Raw genomic sequence first — 21,473 nt, forward strand, 5'->3', positions numbered from 1 at the left:
GTGATTGAATCGATAGGGAGGGAATTTGTACAAAGGCTTCTAAATCATCAGGGCGAGGGTGAAGATGGCCAGGTTGCCCAGGCAATGAATGGTTATCGGCACAAGAAGGTTTTTCTCGACTTCATATGCAATGGCAAACACAAGACCGCCGATGAGTTGGGTTACGGGTATGATGCTGCCGGATGCGTGGGTGTGCGGCAGTACAAAGAGTAAGGTGCTCAAAATGATGGCAGTTGGGATTCCCCATCTTCTAAAAAAAGTGTAGAAGATGCCACGAAAAAATATCTCCTCTGCTATGGGCCCGATCAAAACGCCCACCAGGAAAAAAGCTGCTAGCTGTTTGCTTTCAGACGGCAGCGGCATCTGGAAAAGCCCGCTCACTCGAATGCCGACCAGATGCATGGCCAGCAAAACAATCCCTGCGGCTGCGCCAAATAATAGCGACCAGATCAATCCCTTTTTTAAACCCTCAAAAATACGCGATGATGCCAATCCGACGGCTGCCAGGCTTTTTTCTCGCAGCATAATAATGATAAACAAAAAAATGATTTCGGCTACACGGGCCAGACCCAGGGCAGTCATATGGGCAAGAATGTTCTGGCTGATGAGTAGCCGCGCCCCAAACTCGACAGCAACGACAGCGACCAGGGCGGCTATGACGGTACTTATTTTAATTTTACTTGCCTCCATCCGAGTGAACGCAATGCTTTATAGGCATACCATTGGGTGTACCAGTTATCTGATGTGGTGATGACTTGCATAATGTCATCAATCTCGTCTTGGCCGCCCCTTTTGCCCGTGGCGTAAATTGCCATTGTACGGACATTTGGGTGCGGGTCATTTAAAAAAAGCAGCAAATCGTTGTATGTGGCTGGACTCTTGGAATTACCCAGGGTCCTTACCAACCAATAGCGCTCGGCAATCTGAGTGCTTATAAGTAATTCGGGGTAGGATATAAACTGGTTTATTTCCAAATTATTTTTATCGATGATTTTTAAGGCGCCCACACGCGTTTGCCAGTTTTTTGAGCTTAAGGCCTCGTGCAGGTTTGTGGCGGAAACATTGCGGCCTCTGCTAAATTGAAAGGTAAAAAACATGATAACGCAGACAGCAAAACATAACCCTGAAGCGATTAATGCCGCCTTTCTTGCATTCAAAAAAAAACCGGCGACAATGCTGATCAACCCGTGCGCGATGACGTAAACCGCAAGCGGGAAGGCGAACAATAAAGAAATGAAAGTCATCTGTCTCAGGATATTGTCGGTATCACTTTGCTTCTCGAATTCTCTAATTGCTTTGTTCGGATCTGCGAAGAACGCCTTAGAAGATAACTGCATAACGGGATTGCCGCGGCTTTCCAAATGGAGTGAATCAGATGTTGCTGTAATTTTAAGATCAACATCATTGGTGTCCTCAACCGGAATGTAGTCATAGTTAAGCAGAATGCTGTTCAGGGCGCTGCCGGTAACGTCTGCATTTGTCTCAACCATACCGGTTTTGAGCATTTTCTGATCGAGGGATTTAAAAACTTCTGCGGGGTAGAGGGTGTATCTATAGTAAAAGTCATTAATACGGGCGCCGATCGGGTTGGATAATAAATAAATATCACGAAAATCCGTAAACATGCGGCTATCGATTTGCCAGCTGAGCAACAACCCCAGAACGATGATGGGCAGGATGTGGATCATGTCAGTTGGGGCTTTGCCTTGCCGGCTCAAGTGTGCCAGACACTTGGAGACAAATGCAAACACGGTCGGCGGCACCAATAGTGCAATGAGGGTTAAAAAAAGGTTGAAACCATAAATGTTCAGAATAGCCAAGCCAACTGGCCAAAGCAGCAAACATGCATAGAGGAAATATTTGCTGCGGGAAAATATGCGGTTCCAGATCCAGGCCATTGCCAACGTGAAAAAGGATATGCCGGCACCGATGCTGAAAGTGAAAAAAAGACCACCACATAAAGCCGGCCTCAAATCCTGCAGGCTGCTCATGACGTCTGCATGGGGTATGGTCAGATAACCGGCTTTTTTAATTGCCAGTAAATTATCATACAGGGCTGCATTGGAGATATACACCTGCACTGATGCCAGAATCTGCGTCAGGATCAGTCCGATCAACAAAGCAAAAAACGGGTATAGGGTTGTCAGTTTCTCTCGCATAACCAATCAGTTTCCATTCGGTCCGCCTGAGGCGGATTCCGCTGAGCGGTGTTCTCCGCGGGTTTTTACCTTCGACGTACTAAAAGTACGCCTCAGACAAAAACCCTTGTGTCCGCCTCAGGCGGACTCATCGAAATCCGCCATAGGCGGACCAAAGTGGAAACAAATTTATTTTAACGTTAGTTTCCGGATGGATACTAATAAGTATCTAACCGACAAGAACCAGGGGTAAACCGGTCTGTTTAATGGTTAATCGATAGTTTTTTGGTTTTCAAAAGTTTGCTAACCACTTATCAGTATGATATTCTTTTCTAAGCTGAGCGCTTGTCGAGGTTGTCGCAGCTACAAGGAAGATGTTGTTCCACAATAGTTAACTATGTGGGACGACATCTGAAGCAGTAGATGCGGTAAGATCGGCAAGCCCGACTTGTTGGGGCGTAGCTGTCAGCGAAGCCCAAAGGGTTCAAATTGTAAAAATTAAAAAGGCAGAATTACTATTAGTTAAATTTAAATTTTATTTTTAGAATTTGAAACGCTCCATTTAGAATTTTATCATTATAGAGACTTATTGCATTAAAAAAAAGCCGAAATGTAATTTTGGCCAAATTAAAAGACAGGACTTTCCCTTTTGATCGTTGCCATTCACCAGCCCCAATATCTGCCCTGGCTCGGGTATTTTGATAAGATGAATAGGGCAGATGTGTTCTGCTATCTGAATGATGTCCAGTATAAAAAAAGCGAGTGGCAAAATCGAAACCGAATTAAAACCGCTCAAGGCTGGCAATGGCTGACAGTGCCGGTGCGCTATCATTTTCCGGATAAAATCAACGAGGTCCCGATCAACCATACGACCGGCTGGCAGAAAAAGCACCTGCAGGCGCTGATCACCAATTACAGCCGCGCGCCCTTTTTTAAATCCTACGGTGATATTTTCGAAGATACTTTTTCCAGGGAATGGGAGTTTATTTCCGAACTCAATATCCATTTGCTGGAGCGGCTGAGAAAAGCATTAAACATGGATGCAAAACAGACAGTGGTTTCATCGGAGCTGGACCTAAGGGAAGAACCCACCGATCGGCTCATCGATATTTGCAAGGCTGTTGGCGCGGACACCTATCTAGCAGGAGAGGGCGGTGCCAATTATATGGACCTGGAGCGGTTTGCCCAAAATGGGATTAATGTTATCACCCAGAACTTTAAACATCCCGTTTATCCGCAAATGTTCGCTGAATTTGAGTCGCACCTGTCGATTGTGGATTTGCTGTTTAATTGCGGACCTGAAAGTCTCGAAGTGATTAAAAGAGCTAATGAAGGCTCGTCTTAAGTTGACATGGAGTAATGGAGTACTGGAGTGCTGGAGTGCTGAATGAGTTGAACAAATGTGGTTCAAAACTTCTTCATACCATTACTCCATTACTCCAACACTCCATCACTCCGGCAACAATTTTGAGCAAGCATTCTTTGATTTGTATCATGATAAGAAAAACTTGAATGCATTTGAAGGGGAGCCATGCAAAAAGCAACCATTCTGGCAATTGGTGCGCATCCGGACGATATTGAATTCGGCTGCGGTGGAACGCTAATTAAATATACCGAGGGAGGTCATCGCCTATTTTTGCATATTATGACCAAAGGCGGCTCAGGCGCGGATTCTGCCACTCGGGCCGAAGAGCAGGAAGCATCCAAAGCCATATTGGGTGCAGAGGATATTTTCTGGGGCGGGTATGAGGATACACACCTGCAGGTGGATATTGAGTTGATTGGCAAGATCGAAGCGGTTATCAAAAAAATCAAGCCGGATTTTATTTTTTGCCATTATCCGGATGATACCCACCAGGACCACCGCCATCTGACCCAGGCCGTCATGTCAGCCACTCGGTACATTCGCAACGTCCTATTTTTTGAAGGTCCCACCACTCAAAACTTCAAGCCCCATGTATTTGTGGATATCGCCGATACCCTCGACAAAAAAATCAAAGCGCTCCAGGCACATCGATCCCAGGTAATGAAAACCAATATCGAAGATTTGTCCATTGTTGAGGTCGCCCGTTCGAGCGCCAATTTTCGCGGTATCCAGGGCAGGGTTAAATTTGCAGAAGCATTCCATAGCCTACGCCTTTTTATTAATATTTAAAAGAGCTTACCAATTTCTTGTGGCAAAATATGTTTAATTATTAATAAATCCGAAATTCGAATCTCGAAAACCGAAATTTACCCAGTGGAATCCTCCGTAGGAGGGTCGCAAATGGCGGCATTCCACCGTGCAGGTCCGAATGAACAAAGACAAAAATTTAAAAAAAGATGATTTAGGAATTCGGATTTCGAGTTTTGAAAGAAAAAAGCAACAAATAGAAATTCACTCTTTATGAATTGTTATGGCCAGCACCCCCAACATTAGCAACACTTTTATCCCTCATTCACAACCAACCCTTGGCGAAGATGAAGCTCGGGCAGTTGCCGCGGTAGTCAGCTCGGGCCATATTGCCGAGGGAAAGGTCGTTTCAGATTTCGAAAAGGCTTTTGCCCAAAAAATGGGTATTCGGGATGCCGTGGCGGTGAGCTCCGGGACGGCAGCGCTGCACCTAACCCTTCTGGCAATGGATGTGGGGCCCGGCAATGAGGTCATCATTCCCAGCTATGTGTGTACGGCCCTGCTGCATGCAATTGAATACGTCGGGGCAAAGCCCGTGTTGGCCGAAATTGATCCGCGGTCGTATAATCTGGATGCATCAGATGTCCAAAAGCGAATAACGGAGCAAACCAAAGCCATCATTGTCCCGCATCTGTTTGGTTTAGCAGTTGATCTGGATCGGTTTTTAGATTTGAATGTCCCGCTTATCGAAGACTGCGCCCAGGCGGTGGGGGGAACCTACCATAATAAAATGCTCGGCACATTCGGTCAGGCGGCCATATTTTCCTTTTATGCCACCAAAGTAATGGCCGCCGGCGAAGGCGGAATGGTTATTTCCAAATCGCCGGAATTGTTGGAACGGATTCGAGATTTAAAAACCTATGATGAGAAGGCGGCGGATCGAACCCGATACAATTATAAGATGACCGACATGCAGGCGGCCCTCGGAAAAGTGCAGCTGGGGCGGCTCGATGAGTTTATTTCGCGCAGGCGAAAGATTGCCCAAAACTATATCCAGGCATTTGATAGCCTAGCGGTTAAATTGCCTGTGGAACAGGATGAGCACATCTATTACCGGTTTACTGTTGGTCTGGATTCTGATTGCGAGGCTATGATTCGAAATCTGGGAAAGCAGGAGATCGGAAGCGCCCGGCCGATATTTTTGCCGATTCACCGGCATTTAAAAACAGATGGTTATCCAATAACCGACCACGCCTGGAAAACCACCTTGTCCATTCCCATTTATCCTTCATTGCCATCCGCGGCTATCGACAGAGTATCTGACTGTTTTATCAGGAATTATGAAAAATACCGCTAAAAATCGGCAACCCAATGACGGACAAGGAATAAATTGCCGGTATTTTGACAGTATGAATGGGTAAAAACATGACAGTGTAAATTTTACAATAAAAATCATATATTTATAACCCTGCCCGACCTCCTGCCAAATGGCACGAAATGTGCAGATTGCAATGCAAGCATTGATTTTATTTCATTCTTGATCGAACTAATTTAAATTTGTGAATTTATTCAGTGTGTTACGATCTGCCTTCATCGGTTTGAGCGTAAAAATAGAATATCCCTTATCCGGGTTTTCACAAAACGAATTTGAAATTTTTAATAATATTTAAAACACTTTATGGCTGAAATCGTAAAAGACGAAGCGGCAAACAGCTTGATTAATTCTGTTGCTTTGCCGGCTAAACCCACAGACAGGCACCCGCCTGTCAAACTGATTGTTGGTCAGGACCAAACGGTTAAAAAGGCGGGCCTCATCCAGGAACTTTCTCAGTCTTTGAACGTCAACTTTTTCCTTTACACTGTGATTGCGGCCTTAACCGTTATGCTGTTTACGCCTCAGGTGCAGCAATTTTTTAGTCAGACCGGCTTGAGATGGGCGCATATCCTGAGTCTTTCATTTTCGCTTTCTTTTTGCCTGAACCCTGTTTTTGCCGGGATAGCCAGAAAATTGAATATCCTTGACATACCCGATACCCGCAAACTTCATAAAGAAGCCACTCCGCTGCTGGGTGGCGCTGCTGTTTTTATTGGTTTCGGTGTTGCTTTGCTGATGAATGGTATTTTTTCGCAACAGGTTTTGATCATTCTGATTACTTCATTGATGTTGTTCGGGATTGGAATCATCGACGATTTTAAAGAAATATCGGCCGGGTTTAAATTGGCGACGCAGATGGTGTGCACGCTGCTGGTGATGAGCTACGGGATTGTGCTGCGGGTTTTACCGACCGACCTGGGTATTCTGGGGCTGATTGGCAATTATTTACTGACCGTTTTCTGGATTATCGGGATCACCAATGCCATGAATTTTTTTGACGGCATGGACGGATTGGCTGCCGGACTGGGCGCATTAATTTCATTCTTTTTGGGTGTGGTGGCTTTTCAAACCGCTCAACCGTTTTTAGGATGGATCGCCGTTGCCATGCTGGGTGCCTGTCTTGGTTTTTTGCCGTTTAATTTCCGGCGCAAAAAAAATGCGGCCATTTTTCTGGGAGATGCCGGCAGTGTGGTGATCGGCTTTATCCTTGCATGCTTGGCGGTATATGGCGATTGGGCTCAGAGTGATCCGGTTGTGGCGCTGGTCTCACCGATATTGATTTTCTGGATCCTCATATTTGATATGGTGCACATCACCATCGATCGAATCATCACCGGCAAAGTCAATAATTTCAAACAATGGATCGATTACGTCGGCAAAGATCACCTTCATCACCGTCTGGCCAATGTTCTGGGAGGTCGCAAGCAAAGTGTTCTTTTTATCTATTTACTGGGGCTATGTCTGGGGACCAGTGCGGTGGTCCTGCGCAATGCCCGACCAACGGATGCGGTTTTGCTCATTATCCAAGCGTGCATCATGGTTGTGTTGATTACAGTACTGGAACGACGGGGCCGATTGGCCAATGGAACGCTAAAATCTAAACGTTACTTAAGGGATTGATATTGTGGTTCAATTTAGAAAAATCGTCAACCAACCGCCAACAACAAAGCGGGGATCTGCCTTTAATACAGGCAAATTAAATTTTTCCAAGCTGCCTGAGGAATCACTCGCAAGCACTAAATTGGCGACCTCGCCCATGCCGGATAAGAGCCGCAACCTTTTGTATGAAGAAGCTGCAACCTATATGGATGAAGTCCTAAAGGCATTGCGCAACCGCAAAGGGTTTGATCTGGATAAAGGTTTTGAAATTATTAGAAAAATTGTAAACTATAGTCACCCGCAGGATCCGGTTCTGGTCATGGCACTGCATAAGGACGACTGGCGCAAGTATGTCATTTATCATGCGGTTAATGTTGCCATTTTCGCGATAAAGATGGCCGATCATCTTGGTTTTGACCGCAGCAAACAGGTGGAGATCGGCATGGCGGGTTTGCTGCATGATGTGGGGATGGCAGCCATTCCGGAAAACATTCTTTTTAAACAGGGCCGGCTCAACAATAACGAGGTCAAAATCTTCAGACAGCGTCCGAATTTAAGTTCCAAAATTTTGCGAACTCTGGACGCCAAATATGCCTACACGGCTGAATGTGCGGCTCAGGTTTATGAAAGGACGGACGGCAGTGGCTATCCGCGCGGTCTTAAGGCGGATGAAATGCATGAATATGCCCAGATTATCGGCCTTTTGGATATGTACGAGTCTTTGATTCATTCCCGACCGCAACGGGGTAAATGGACACCTTTTGCCGCCGTCAAAGAAATTATTAACACCAGTAAAAATAAATTTGGCAAACAATACTTAAAGGCGCTGTTGAGTATTTTTACCGCTTTTCCAATTCACAGCTATGTCCGTCTGAATTCGGATGCGATCGGTAAGGTCATCGAAACCTATCCGGATCAGCCTTTGAGGCCTAAAATTAAAATTATGTACGATTCTCAAAAAAGAAAAGTGTTAACAGAAAAGATTGTGGCGCTGCCCGAAGATCCGCTCTTGAATATTATTGACTCAATCAGTGAAAAGGAAGTCCGGCAAATGACAGATTCGTGATGCGATTGACTGATCAAAAGCAATAAGTGATTAAAAAAGTGAATATAAAATAAAATTGAGATTAAATCTTTAAGTCTTTAAGTCTTTTTGCCGATATATCATGTGTGGAATAGAACTGAATGTTTAAAGATATATAATTAAGTAACTTCAAATAGTTAGATTAACTTTTAAGTTAAAGTATGTTCATAATGGTTGACCGCAAACACTTTGGTCAACAAAAATCCATCAACAGGGAAATAATTTTTCATGTATTTAGAGCATTGGGGTCTTCAAAAAACGCCCTTTGGCAATGTGCCATCGCGGGACGTCTTTTACCGATCCCCTCAACATGAAGAAGCGCTTCGACGGCTGCTTTACGCCATCGAGCACCGTAAAGGGGTTGCTATGCTCACCGGTGAGGTGGGCTGCGGTAAGACGACCGTCACCAAGGCACTGAACAATCACCTCAGCCGGGACCAGTTCCAGTTCCAGATACTGTCGAATCCGGCATTGCAACCAACGGATCTGATTAAGGCCATCCTGCTCAAACTTGGCGATACCAATTCCGACAATGGGTCTAAAACCATCTTGTTGGATCGTTTGCAGAAATTACTCATTCAAAATGGCGAGCAGGGGATCTGCACGGTATTGGCGATCGATGAAGCCCATGTAATATCCAATCAGGCCACTCTGGATGAACTGCGGATGTTGCTCAACATCCAGTCGGAAGATGAATTTCTGATTACCCTGGTATTGTTAGGGCAGCCGCCGCTGCTAAAGAATATTTCTGAATTACAACCGCTAAAAGAAAGAATCAGCATAAAGTTTAACCTTGAACCGTTGGATGTTGAAAACACTTTAAGATATGTCGTTTTTCGCCTGAAAAGTGCAGGGGCCACACGCGGCATTTTCACGCGCGAGGCCATCGAAAAACTGTACGAATATTCAGGCGGAATTCCATTGCGCGTCAACAATGTATGTGATCGCTGTCTGCTGATCGGATTGATGAAAAAGGCCAAGGTAGTAGACACGAAAGTGGTTGAAGAAGCTATCGAAGATCTAAATTCATAAACATACATTGTAAAAAAACATAGCAGGATTGGAAAAATGAATACCCGTTCAAGAATTGGATTGGTATGGGCAGGATGCCTTATCATGTTGATGGTTTTGGGCTGTGCGCAGCACAAAGCCTATGAGGCCAAACCTCGATCGGCCGGTCCGCCTAAGGCGGAGAATTTTGTCGTTGCCGGCAAATTCCGGGCGGTGGTAATCGAGGATATGGACAATGATGGAAACCTGGATGTTGTCGGTGGCGCAGCGTCGCCCGGCATGATAACCATCAGTTACGGGGATGGCCAGGGTGCGGTTTCTGAACCTCAGATCCTGCCGGTCCATGGTGAGGTGCGCTCGGTCGCCGTTGCGGATTTCAACGGCGACGGGCTCAATGACATTGTCTTTTCGGTTCAAAAAGAAACCTCCGGCATCCGTTTGTGGATGAATCAATCCGATCGGCAATGGCAGCAGCAAAACGGGCCCGTCAAAATCAACAAATATGAAATCGTAACAACGGCGGATGTCAATTCTGACGGGCACATGGATATTATTGCCGCCAATTCCACCGAGGATAAAAAAGCCGGTGTCCAGGTGTGGCTGGGAGATGGCAGGGGCGGCTGGGTGGTAGAGACAGGCCCCACAACACTCGGGCGGTACATTGGCGTTGCGGTGGCGGACGTAAATAAAGACGGCTTTCCGGATTTGATTGGCGCCGGCTGGGGTCTGCATGGCAGCTTGCGGGTCTGGCTGGGTGACGGCACCGGAAGATGGCTATCGACAGAACCCCTGGATGACGGAAATTTTTACGGCGTCAATGTCGGTGATATCAACAGCGACGGCAATCAGGATATTTTAGCCGCAACTTTTCAAGCGGGTGTTCAGACATTCCTGGGAGATGGCAATGGTAATTTTACATACGTTGTCGGACCGGTAAAAGATGTTAGAAGGCGCAAGCGATCGGACACCACCCCCGGAAAGCAAAAAATGCCGTTTCCGGAAAAGCCCAGTTTTTGGTATGTGGTACCGGTTGATCTGGATGGCGATACTTTTGTTGACCTGGTGGCGGGTTCTCTGGACTCAAAAGGGCTTATTGCCTTAAGAAATAAAGGCAACCTTGGATGGGAACTCTTCAAGGGGAAATTCCCTGCTGAAGGCAATTATTATGGCCTGGCCCTGGCTGATTTGAATGCTGATGGCCATGCGGAGATCTGTGCTGCCAATTATGGTGAAGGCATTCAGATTCTGCCTGCTAATTCGGGCCCTGTCGTTCGCACCCGTAACATGGAAATTCAACAACTGGCAAGTGTGGATCGACTGGCGGCCTTAGCAGTGCCCACCGAAAACGAAGTTTTTAAAACAACCAATGGGTACGTGGAATATAAAATCGGCCCCGGTGATATCCTTGAGATCACCAACTGGGAAGGGACAAAGGCCACAAAAGAGGAAATTCAAGTTCGCCCGGACGGCAAAATTTCCTTCCGTTTTGTTGAAGATTTTCCTGTCGATGGACTGACCGCCCTAGAGTTGGATCAACAACTGACAAAAAGGCTAAAAAGCTATATCAGAAAACCCAAAATTGATGTGGTTATCAAAGAGCATATAAGTAAAACAATAACGCTTCTCGGAGCGATTGCCTTCAGGAATACCGCTGGGACAGGTCCGGGTGAGTATCGTCTGACGGGCAAGACAACACTGCTGGAAATGGTGACAAAAGCTGGAGGACCAACTGAAAATGCGAACCTGAGCGGCGTTAATATTCGACGCGCAAGCGGTGAAACCATTTCGGTAAATCTGTTCAAGGCCATCCAGCAGGGAGACCCCGGCAAGGATTTCATACTGGACAATCGTGATGTGATTTTTATTCCGACCTTATCCAAGGATGGCAACCGCATCCACGTATTTGGTGAGGTCATGCAGCCGGGCACGTACTCATTCAATGACGCGAATATCCGGCTTGCGAATGTCATTGCCGAAGCCGGCGGACCCACGGTTTTTGCCACTGAATCCAATACCCGGGTCATTCGGGGTGACATTACCCGGCCCGAAGTCATATCAGCAAATTTAGATCTTCTGCTCGAAGCAGGAGATCAATCTCAAAATGTGGTCTTAGCCCCCGGAGATCTGGTGTATGTGCCGCGCAGCCGGATTGGCGATTTCAACCGCTTCTGGGAACAGGTCAGGCCTATCTTTGAACTCCTTCAGGCGCCGGGTAAGACCTGGAGGGTCTACAAAAGATAAAATGATTGTTCGGTGTTTTTATTTTAGATCAGTTATCCTCCAGGCGAAAACCTCAAAAATATAAATATTTTTAGTGGTTGGCGACCATCAAGTGGACCAGAGATAAATCCCGATTTGATGACAGGGGTAAATCAAGGAAATTAGGTATGGCGCAATATGACGTAGATTTAAGAGAATACTGGCATATTATCCGTAAACGAAAAGCGCCGATTCTGTTTCTGATTGTTTTGGTAGGCATTTGCAGTTTCGGATTTGCCAAGTTCAAAGAGCCTGTGCCGCTTTACGAGGCGGTTGCTGCCATTAAAATTGATCGATCCGCCAATATTGGTTCCATTTTGACGGGTGCTTACTGGGCCCAGGCAGAAAATATGGATACCCATGCCTACATCATTCAAAGCTTCCCGGTACTGGCAAATGCAGCCCAAATTTTAGGCAAAATACCCAAAGATGTTTCGTCGGATGATATCCGCAGCGACAAGCAGTTCCTTTCTGTTATTCAACATCTCAAATCTATCGTTGAAGCCGAACATCAGGATGGCACCAATATCATCGATATCAAAGTCACCTTGAAAGATCCTGTGGAAGCCGCTGCCATTGCCAATGGCTTTGCCCGCGCTTATAAGAATTTCAACACTCGCGAAAGAAACAAACAGACATTTGAGACCAAAACTTTTATCGAAGAACAGTTAAGCGTGACATCTGTCAAACTCAAAGAAGCCGAAAAAAATCTCCAAGCTTTCAAAGAAGGTTATGCCCTGATTTCGATGGATACCCAGACCCAGAATACCCTGGACAGGCTCTATAGCGTCGAAAAAGAATATGATGATCTAAAATCGGAAGCAGAGGAGGTTGCCGCCCAGATAAAGGCGCTGGGCTCAAGCAAAAAAGGTTCCATAAAGCGCTTCAAGGAAGTGTTTTTTTCTACCGGTCAGGAATCGCCTTTATACACATACAAAAAGAAACTCAGCGAGCTGTTTATTAAACGCCAGACCTTGCTGATCAATTTCACGGCCAAGCACCCGCAGGTGCAGGAAGTCGACAATCAAATTCGGGCGATCATCTACGAAGCTGAAAAAGAGCTCAATACCTTACTCAAGTCACTGCAAGCCAAAGTCAAAAACCATGCGGAAAGGCTTTCGCAACTGCAGGAGGAAAACAAACGGTTGCCGGAAAAAGCACTGCAGCTGGTCAGGCTCCAGAGAGAGGTCGATCTGCAGGCCTCATTATATTCCCAGCTCAAAGAAAGATACCAGGAAACCTTGATTGCCGAATCCAGTAAAGTGGAGCAGGTTTCTATTGTTAAACCGGCGGTGCCGCCGAACAAACCTTCCAACATTCCATCTAAATTGATCATTGTATCGACCGGACTGGTCATCGGATTGATCATTGGCATTGTGTTTGCTTTTATGGCCGAAGTGTTTGACACCTCTATGGGCCGAATCGAGGATGTAGAAGAGTTGTTACAGGTGCCGGTGCTGGGTGTCATCCCGCTCCTGCAGAGTGAAGAAACTGATAAAAAAAATGGCGGCAAGCGCAGGGAACCGGAAAGGACGCGGACGCGTGATCTGGTGACGCACTTCAAACCCGGTTCGATGGGCGCAGAGGCCTTCCGTGCTCTGAGGACCAACCTACAGTTTTTGCGGGTGGAAACCAAGGGGAAATCGTACCTGATTACCAGTGCTTTCGTGCAGGAGGGGAAAACCGTTAATGCCATTAACCTGGCCCTGATTATGGCCCAGGCCGGCAACAAAGTGCTGCTGGTAGATGGTGATTTGCGCAAGCCACTGGTCAACAAGTATTATGGACTGCCCATTTCTCCGGGACTGACGGATTATGTTCTGGGAAATTACCACTGGAATGAAGTCACCAATGCCATCTCCGACATCATGCTCGGTGATTTTGGAATTGACGACATCCTGAGAACGCCGGGCATGGATACGCTGCACATCATAACGGCCGGGACCAAACCGCCGAATCCATCTGAAATTCTAACATCCCATCGCTTCAAAAAGTTCTTAAAAGAAGCCGGAAGCGCCTATGATTTCATTTTTATTGATGCACCGCCGGTGATGCCGGTGGCCGATGCTTCGGATATTGCAACCCTGGTAGACGGGGTCATCCTGGTTTACATGACCGGCAAAATCGGAAGGGGTGTGTTAAAGCGGGTCAAGGGCAATCTTGAAAATGTCGATGCCAAGTTAACCGGTGTCATTTTAAACAAAGTAAAATCAGATGCGGGGCCAGAATACTACCAGTATCATTCCTATTACTATTATGGGAATGAATCTACAGCTAAAAAAGAAAAGCAAATAAAAAACCCCAACAAATCAAATAAAATTAAACCCAAAAGAAAAGTTGCCAGCTCATAGCATTTATTCTTCATGTGACATTTCTATTCTATTTTTAGATTTCAGGAAATAATTGTGCGACCCAATATCCTACTGGTCTGCTTTATTGCTCTGTCCCTCATTGCGAGTTTTCTGATCTCGCAATTTTCGTCTTCTATTGTCATCATCATAGCTCTCGTGGCTGCTATATTTGTTATTTCTTTTATCAATGTTGAGTGGGGTCTGTATATCCTGATATTTTCAATGCTGTTGAGCCCGGAACTCAACGTCGCTGAGACTTCCGGTGGATCATTGCAGAGGGGTGTTACGCTGCGGTTCGAAGATTTTTTGCTGGTTATCATTGGTTTTAGCTGGTTTGCCAGAACTGCCGTCGACAAAGAAATCGGTCTCTTCCTAAAAACACCATTGAATAAACCCATATTCATTTACATACTTGCCTGTCTGGTGCCGACAGGCATTGGCATTTTAGCGGGAACAGTGGATGCTAAAACCGGGCCTTTATTTGTATTAAAGTACATCGAATATTTTATTGTTTATTTTATGGTGGTCAATCATCTAAAGAGCAGCGATCAGGTAAAACGCTTTGTTTTTTGCCTTTTGCTGACCTGCTTTATTACATCCGCTATTGGAATTCTTCAAATTCCGACTGGAGAGCGTGTCAGTGCCCCGTTTGAAGGCGAAATCGGTGAGCCCAATACCTTTGGCGGCTATCTTTTGTTATTGGGTTCAATGACGGCTGGCCTATTGCTAAAGTCAGAAAGCGCAAGGTCTAAACAGTTGTATCTGTTTTTGATTATCGCGATCATACCCGCTTTTCTGTTTACCCAATCCCGTACTTCATATCTGGGTTTAGTTGCGACATGTTTTGCTTTTGCAATGCTTAGCAAACATCGCATCATTATTACGGGATTTTTAACTCTGGCTCTTCTATCAAGTCCATTGTTTCTTCCCCAGGAAGTTAAGGATCGCGTACTTTATACATTTACACAACCCGAGGAAGCCGGTCAGGTCCAGATCGGGGATGTCCAGCTGGATACATCGACATCTGCCAGAATAGCAAGTTTACAAAAGCTTCTGTCAGACTGGCCCAAGAAACCGATAATTGGTTACGGTGTTACCGGTTATAATTTCTTAGACGCTCAATATCCCCGAGTGCTTATCGAAACCGGTTTATTGGGACTAATGGCCTTCCTGTACCTTGTGTTTTCTGTTTTGAAAATGGCTATAGACTGTATGAAGACCGTAAAAATACCATACTATAAGGGGCTTGCGTTAGGATTTTTGGCTGGCTATGTTGGGCTTTTAGTCCATGCAATCGGAGCCAATACCTTCATAATTGTACGGATCATGGAGCCTTTCTGGTTTATTGCCGGCATCATCGCTGTTCTACCCACTCTGGAACGGCAGCACCAGGAGCAGGCTCAGGAACAAGAATCACCCGCTCCCAGGCTTGCCACCGTTAGATGATCTATCACCATTCCTCATTTTGAAACTCCGAATTCTAACTATCATCATAAAATAAAAAAACAGAATCTAAGCTGTGCTGCATAACGGCGTACAATCGTTAAACAACTTTCACATTAAACCGATCTGCAGAGGTTAAGTTATCTCACTATATTGATATTTTAAGAAGGTTTATGATAGAGAGTTGCGGTCACTTTACCACTGGACTCGCCATGTGTGTCTACGATCAATAAATAAAAAGGGGTTAGGTATGCGCAGAAAAGAAAAGGAAATCACCGATAAAACTGAAATGGATGCCATTATACGTGATTCACAGGTTTGCCGGCTGGGATTGGCGGATGCAGGCGTGGCTTACATTGTGCCGCTGTGCTTTGGTTATGATGGCAATCATTTGTATTTCCATTCGGCCCGGGAAGGTCGAAAAATTGAGATCTTAAACCGCAATAACCGGGTGTGTTTTGAATTTGAGGTCAACACGAAGATCAACCCCGGTAAAACCGCCTGTGCCTGGGGGATGAATTTCCGAAGTGTGATTGGCTATGGAACGGCCAGTTTTGTAGAGGATTCTGCGGAAAAGTGCCGGGCGCTTGATATTATCATGGGGCAGTATGCAGACGGTGATTTTGAATATGCCGATAAAGCGTTAAGCAAAACGCTGGTCATAAAAGTGGAAATTCATAGTATGACCGGCAAAAAATCCGATTGATGATTAAGAAGAGCCGTCAGAGGCTTTGAGTTTTAATTTACCGCAGACAGGCGCAGACGCCCGCAGACTTAATTTTTTTATCCGGTCGACCTGACCGGACAAAATCCTCCAATCGCTTTGCGATTAAAACTCAAATCCCAAGGTTTGTCTGTGGCATTTGGGCACAATAAAGTTACCAATTTTTATTTAAAGAAAAAAACTGTTTGCCCGAAGGGCATGCAGTTTTTCCTTGCTCAAGTCTGCCGCGGCGAAGCTCACCGGAGCGAAGACGGGTCGAGCAAGGAAAAGATAGTGTCTGCGAATGTCTGCGTGCGTCTGCGGTTAATAAAAAAAATCAGTGCAAATACCAGGTTAATTATTTTGAAGCCAGTTGTAGGCCAGATACAGCCCGGAGATGGTCTTGCCGTCGCTGATGTCACCTGTCAAAATCATCTGCATAGCCTTCTCCAGCTTTATCGGATGCACTTTTAGCAATTCATCATCATCCAGATCCTGTTCAGCCTGCCGCAAATCCGATGCCAGAAAAATATGAATACGTTCATCCGAGCAGCCCGGCAAAGGGGTAATGGTTCCCAGTGGCTGCCAGTCGGCTGCCGAATACCCGATTTCTTCTATCAACTCTCTCTGAGCGCAATTCAAGGGCGATTCTGAGGGATCTAAAGTGCCGGCCGGAATTTCCCAGATAAATTCCCGCAGGGCGTGCCGATATTGTTTGATTAAAATGACGTCGGTCGAATTCAACATGGGCACCATGGCCGCTGCGCCTGGATGTTGAATAAAGTCCATCTCCGAAGTCACGCCATTATCCAGAGTGTAATTTTCTTTTACCAGATTAAACACCCGCCCCTGGTGAAGCGTTACACTCCTGTTGATTACTGCCGTCATATAAGGGCTCCAATCTCGCGGTTTTCTGAATTTTATAGTGAGGAATGGATCTTATCACAATTAGGTCTAAAATGTAAAAAATAGCTGTAGCGCGAACCTCAGATTATCTGAATTATGCCATAATACTCAGATTGTGGCCTATTGAGTCAGAATTGCTTGGATCAGCAAATGGATCTGCGGCAATACCAAAAGGGGATTCTTCAGGGTTAGGGGAATTTTCTTCCGCTTCTTTTGCTTTTTGTTCCTGTAACTCTATGCGGGCTTCAGCTTCGATCTGGGCGGCCTTGGCAGCTACACTGCGGTCCTGTGCTGAAGGCTGGGCCGGTGCCAGGGCGGCTTTTTTTACCTGCTGCATTTTGCGAATGGTCGCTTCGGGGTCATTTTCTTTGGATGTATCAATCTTGACCTCGCCACTGACAGCGTACATCTTCCCGTCCGGACCGTGTTCATATTTATAGCTGGCACCGCCCCTGACGACACCTGCACCGGCTGCCATATGGGCCCTTTCATGGGCCTTGATCTCCTGGTCCTGCTGTTTCAGTTTCTCGACTTCACGTTTTTCTTCTTCACTGAGGTTGTTTTGATCTTTGATGCCGGCACTTTCATTTGCCTGGGCGCTTTGTTTTTCGCGCGCTTGATCAGATATCCGCACCTTGTCCGCTTTTTCTGGCCGCTGTTGCCCATCTGTCGATATGCCTTGCGGTACGGGCTGTTTGCCGCCGATATGCTCCAACGGTGCGGATGCAAAATGCGTATTTAAGGGTGCGATCATGTAACCTCTCTAATTTAAGGGTAACCATACGATTATCGGTCAGAAGCAACTAAAACTGTAGCAGATTCATGCTGTTTGCTTATCTGCATTCTTAACGGTATTTTTGCGAAAGGCAGCACGTTCTTGCACTTTTTCCAATAATAAGGTAAACTATTGTAATATAAGCATATAGATAGAATTTGAATTACAGCTAAGGCTGATATTCAGATTGGGTTTGAATCTCTTGCTGGAGGAGCCATGCCAAAGAAACCGACGATTAAAACGAAACTGCCGGGACCGCGCGCCAAAAAACTAATTAAACTGGATAAAAAATACGTTTCGCCATCTTACACCCGGGTTTACCCGCTGGTGGTTGATAAGGCCGAAGGCATGTGGGTTCATGATGTTGATGGCAACACTTTTCTGGACTTTACGGCCGGTATTGCCGTGAATGCCACCGGCCATTGTCATCCGCAAGTGGTGAAAGCCATTCAAAACCAGGCCGAGCAGCTGCTGCACATGTCCGGAACTGACTTTTACTACACGCCGCAGATTCAGCTGGCGGAGAAACTGGCATCCGTCGTTCCGAGCAATGGATCCAAACGGGTGTATTTTGGAAACTCGGGAGCAGAAGCTGTAGAAGCAGCGTTTAAACTGGCGCGCTGGCATACCAAACGCGAGCTGAATATCGCTTTTTTCGGTGCTTTTCATGGGCGTACCATGGGCGCTTTATCTTTGACAGCCAGCAAAACCGTTCAGAAAAAACACTATAACCCCTTTGTGCCCGGCATTACCCATATTCCGTATGCCTATTGCTATCGATGTGCCTACAATTTGTGCTATCCAGATTGCGACCTGTTCTGCGTCAAATGGATTGAAGATACCTTATTTCGCACCACCGTTCCGCCAGAGGAGGTGGCTGCCATATTTATCGAGCCCATCCAGGGTGAGGGCGGCTACATCGTTCCACCTCCGGGATTCCACAAGGAAATGTATCGCATCGCTAAAAAGTACGGGATCCTTTACGTTGCCGATGAAGTGCAGTCGGGCATGGGACGCACCGGTACGATGTTTGCCATCGAGCACTTCAAGGCCAAAGCCGACATTATCGCTATTGCCAAAGGGATTGCTTCCGGTATGCCGCTGGGCGCCATGGTCGCGCCGGCCAAGATTATGAACTGGGAGGCCGGCTCGCATGCGTCCACTTTCGGCGGTAATCCGATTTCATGCCAGGCTGCCATGGCAACCATTGAACTGCTGGAAAAGGGTTTGATGAAAAATGCCACTGCTCAGGGAAAACGGCTGATGAAGGGCCTGCACGAGCTCCAAAAGACCTATGAATGCATGGGAGATGTCCGCGGCAAAGGCCTGATGGTGGGGGTCGAATTTGTCAAAGACCGGGAGACCAAAGCGCCGGCCACCAAATGGCGGCCGGCCATCATTCGCAAGGCCTTTGAAAAAGGCCTGCTGATTTTAGGCTGCGGCGCAAACAGCATCCGGTTTTGCCCGGCGTTGACGGTCAGTGCTAAGGAAATCGATCTGGGGTTGACTATTTTTGAAGAGGCAGTCAAGGAAGTTGCCGGCTAATCAGAAGCTGCCTGCAAAATGCATCTAACACTCAAGGGCTGTGTTACAAACCGATTCAAAATGCTCGAATACTGTCGTGTATGCTCCACTTTTGAATCGGTTTGCGCCTTGCCCTTAAGCGTGATCTGCTATTTTGCAGGCAGCTTCTATTTTATGGTCAAAATAATCTCAATACTTGAAACATTTTTGGAATGTATAGGTCAATAAGATCGATTTTGATTCCATGCGGGCGGGAATAAACCGCGCCCGGCCGACCATTCAACCTGCAACGCGAAACCCGCAACCCGCAGCGCGCAACAAGAAGCTTATGTGTGATTGAATAAACTTGAGGCCAGCCAGCGATGAATGGCTTCCGCCACACCGCCATCGTCATTGGAGGCAACGGTCGGGAATCGTTCGACCAGATCCGGCGGCGCATTGGCAACCACAAAGCTGCTTCCAGCCCATTCCAGCAGATCTAGGTCATTATAATCATTACCAACCGAAAGCGCCTGATGGGCGTCCAGGTTAAACATTTCGGCCAGCCAAGCGGTAGCGAGACTTTTTGATACAGTTGCCGGGAAAATCTCAATCCAGGTGGAGCGCCCATCTAACGGCGATGTCGTCTGGATTACACTGAAGCCCGGTAAATCCTTGCGCAGGGTTTGCATCAGCGGGCGGGTATCTTCGGGCGGAACCACGGCAAGCAGCTGCGCCGCCATGTCAAATCCATCCGGGTTGGCTTCCAGCGGCTGTGCAAACTGCTGATAGATCTCGATGCGTTTTTTGAAATCCGAGTTGTTTTTGGTGGCTTCATAATAGCTGAATGCATGGTTTTCCGGAACCGGGCGGTGAACCATAAAATCAAGGTTATTTGTCTTTAGGATTTTTATCGCCTGGTGCACCTGATGCTCTTCCAGACCCGAACTGCGGATCAGCCAGCCCGCAGGATGCCGATTGATACCGGCACCGCTGGAAAATATAAGAAAATCAATCGGCAGATGTGAAATTGAAATCGTATTGATGGAGTAGAATGAACGGCCGGTGGCAATCGCTCTGACGATACCAAGCTCACCGATGTGTTTTAAGGCTTCCAAATCCTGATCGGAAAAACTGCGGTCTGATCGCAGCAAAGTCCCATCAAAATCACAAACGAACAACCCTTTAAAATTGTTCTCAATTCCCCATTCAGATCGCGACATTTCGTAAGAAATACTCATGGCATCAAAAGCGTTTTTTAATCCTTACCCGAAGTTTTACTCTATGTGGATTCATCGTTTGCAAGAATAATAAAATAATAGAATCAAGACTTTACCCTGTCAAATAAAAACCCTATGTCATGAATTTTACTCCTTTTTGCATTATTATTATAACCCTCTTAAAACATTTAATAATTTTAACTATCCATAAGTTGAAGTTGTCTCAAAAATAGTAGGTTACGCTCAAGGGCGCGGCGAAAACCAATTTAAAAACGGAGCATACACGATAGTATTCGAGTATTTTAAATTGGTTTTCAACAAAGCCCTTGAGAGTTAGATGCATTTTTGAGGCAACTTCGAGTGTTGGATTTTCCGACATTGATAATTACCTAAAGCTATCGGCCCAAAGTGACGATATATAAAATACATGGAAATCAGGATGTTTTTAGAATTTGATTGCACACAAAACACCTGAAGAACAGGCCGAGATGAGCTCGAGGACGAAAAAAAATACAACGGCAGGATAGCGAAATTCATATATTGATCGGAGGATGCGTTTTGGCAGTAGATAAGGAGACCATAATTTTTTTTGAGCAACTGGGATTCGGGTGGGTTCTGGACAATATGATGCTAAAGGAAATAAAGCTCAATAGAATACGAGATGAACTGATCACCGATACATCGCTGATTAAGATTATCGAAAACATGTTGACTGAAAATCCGAACATCTAACATCTAACACCCCATGTATGTCAAAATTCGTTTATTGGATGCTGCGTGATTTTTAATTCAATTCATCTCACCACCAGCCTTTTGATCGCGACTTTCACACATCAATAGTTGTCAACAGCCCATAAATTCTTAAGTTTTTATAGATGAAACCGTTTATAAACTGTATAATAAACGCATGGCAGCGGTTCCCTGCCACTTCAGTCTATTGTTGCGAATCACCAACGCGTTACCAATCTATCACATGAATTGCAAACCATCCTC

The 21,473-nt window shown here is 46.0% G+C and carries 17 protein-coding genes; 12 read left to right on the forward strand and 5 right to left on the reverse strand.

Features of this window, described 5'->3' with window-relative positions; all coding sequences use genetic code 11:
* Positions 1–39: 39 nt before the first annotated feature.
* Positions 40–690 (reverse strand): CPBP family intramembrane metalloprotease, encoded by a 651-nt coding sequence (locus QNJ26_14560; protein ID MDJ0986761.1) that lies wholly within the window; start codon positions 688–690, stop codon positions 40–42.
* Positions 666–2,159, reverse strand: coding sequence for a HEAT repeat domain-containing protein (locus tag QNJ26_14565; protein ID MDJ0986762.1), 1,494 nt, complete (start codon positions 2,157–2,159; stop codon positions 666–668). Before QNJ26_14565 ends, QNJ26_14560 begins: the two co-directional genes overlap by 25 nt.
* Before the next feature lie 628 nt (positions 2,160–2,787).
* Between QNJ26_14565 and QNJ26_14570 the strand changes: the two genes are divergently transcribed.
* From QNJ26_14570 to QNJ26_14615, 10 genes are all read left to right on the forward strand, one after another.
* Positions 2,788–3,483 (forward strand): WbqC family protein, encoded by a 696-nt coding sequence (locus QNJ26_14570; protein ID MDJ0986763.1) that lies wholly within the window; start codon positions 2,788–2,790, stop codon positions 3,481–3,483.
* 186 nt (positions 3,484–3,669) lie between these two features.
* The gene (locus QNJ26_14575; GenBank protein MDJ0986764.1) at positions 3,670–4,293 is read left to right on the forward strand and encodes a PIG-L deacetylase family protein; all 624 of its coding nucleotides are present in this window, start codon (positions 3,670–3,672) and stop codon (positions 4,291–4,293) included.
* 241 nt (positions 4,294–4,534) lie between these two features.
* A complete protein-coding gene (locus QNJ26_14580) occupies positions 4,535–5,608 on the forward strand; it encodes a DegT/DnrJ/EryC1/StrS family aminotransferase (GenBank protein ID MDJ0986765.1) in 1,074 nt (357 codons plus the stop codon).
* Between the two features lie 321 nt (positions 5,609–5,929).
* Positions 5,930–7,246 (forward strand): MraY family glycosyltransferase, encoded by a 1,317-nt coding sequence (locus QNJ26_14585; protein ID MDJ0986766.1) that lies wholly within the window; start codon positions 5,930–5,932, stop codon positions 7,244–7,246.
* A gap of 136 nt (positions 7,247–7,382) precedes the next feature.
* Positions 7,383–8,291: an HD domain-containing phosphohydrolase gene (locus QNJ26_14590; GenBank protein ID MDJ0986767.1), complete on the forward strand. Its 909-nt coding sequence runs from the start codon at positions 7,383–7,385 to the stop codon at positions 8,289–8,291.
* Positions 8,292–8,537: 246 nt separating this feature from the next.
* The gene (locus QNJ26_14595; GenBank protein MDJ0986768.1) at positions 8,538–9,341 is read left to right on the forward strand and encodes an AAA family ATPase; all 804 of its coding nucleotides are present in this window, start codon (positions 8,538–8,540) and stop codon (positions 9,339–9,341) included.
* A gap of 84 nt (positions 9,342–9,425) precedes the next feature.
* A complete protein-coding gene (locus QNJ26_14600) occupies positions 9,426–11,561 on the forward strand; it encodes an FG-GAP-like repeat-containing protein (GenBank protein MDJ0986769.1) in 2,136 nt (711 codons plus the stop codon).
* A 146-nt stretch (positions 11,562–11,707) separates the two neighbouring features.
* Positions 11,708–13,930, forward strand: coding sequence for a polysaccharide biosynthesis tyrosine autokinase (locus QNJ26_14605; protein MDJ0986770.1), 2,223 nt, complete (start codon positions 11,708–11,710; stop codon positions 13,928–13,930).
* 54 nt (positions 13,931–13,984) lie between these two features.
* Positions 13,985–15,376 (forward strand): O-antigen ligase family protein, encoded by a 1,392-nt coding sequence (locus tag QNJ26_14610; GenBank protein ID MDJ0986771.1) that lies wholly within the window; start codon positions 13,985–13,987, stop codon positions 15,374–15,376.
* A 247-nt stretch (positions 15,377–15,623) separates the two neighbouring features.
* On the forward strand, positions 15,624–16,079 hold the full coding sequence (locus QNJ26_14615) for a pyridoxamine 5'-phosphate oxidase family protein (GenBank protein MDJ0986772.1): 456 nt from the start codon (positions 15,624–15,626) through the stop codon (positions 16,077–16,079).
* Between the two features lie 351 nt (positions 16,080–16,430).
* On the opposite strand, the gene QNJ26_14620 is transcribed toward QNJ26_14615, so the two are convergent.
* Both QNJ26_14620 and QNJ26_14625 read right to left on the reverse strand, forming a co-directional pair.
* The gene (locus QNJ26_14620; protein MDJ0986773.1) at positions 16,431–16,964 is read right to left on the reverse strand and encodes an NUDIX hydrolase; all 534 of its coding nucleotides are present in this window, start codon (positions 16,962–16,964) and stop codon (positions 16,431–16,433) included.
* A 112-nt stretch (positions 16,965–17,076) separates the two neighbouring features.
* On the reverse strand, positions 17,077–17,736 hold the full coding sequence (locus QNJ26_14625; protein ID MDJ0986774.1) for a putative metalloprotease CJM1_0395 family protein: 660 nt from the start codon (positions 17,734–17,736) through the stop codon (positions 17,077–17,079).
* A gap of 237 nt (positions 17,737–17,973) precedes the next feature.
* Between QNJ26_14625 and QNJ26_14630 the strand changes: the two genes are divergently transcribed.
* Positions 17,974–19,302 (forward strand): acetyl ornithine aminotransferase family protein, encoded by a 1,329-nt coding sequence (locus tag QNJ26_14630; protein ID MDJ0986775.1) that lies wholly within the window; start codon positions 17,974–17,976, stop codon positions 19,300–19,302.
* Positions 19,303–19,607: 305 nt separating this feature from the next.
* Here the strand turns inward: QNJ26_14630 and QNJ26_14635 are convergent, their stop codons facing one another.
* Complete coding sequence (locus tag QNJ26_14635) at positions 19,608–20,483, reverse strand: HAD-IIB family hydrolase (GenBank protein ID MDJ0986776.1); 876 nt, start codon at positions 20,481–20,483, stop codon at positions 19,608–19,610.
* A gap of 555 nt (positions 20,484–21,038) precedes the next feature.
* Between QNJ26_14635 and QNJ26_14640 the strand changes: the two genes are divergently transcribed.
* Entirely contained in the window at positions 21,039–21,212 is a 174-nt protein-coding gene (locus QNJ26_14640; protein ID MDJ0986777.1) for a hypothetical protein, read from the forward strand.
* The last annotated feature ends 261 nt before the right edge of the window (positions 21,213–21,473 follow it).

The sequence above is a fragment of the Desulfobacterales bacterium genome, assembly GCA_030066985.1.
Taxonomy (GTDB): Bacteria; Desulfobacterota; Desulfobacteria; order Desulfobacterales; family JAHEIW01; genus JAHEIW01.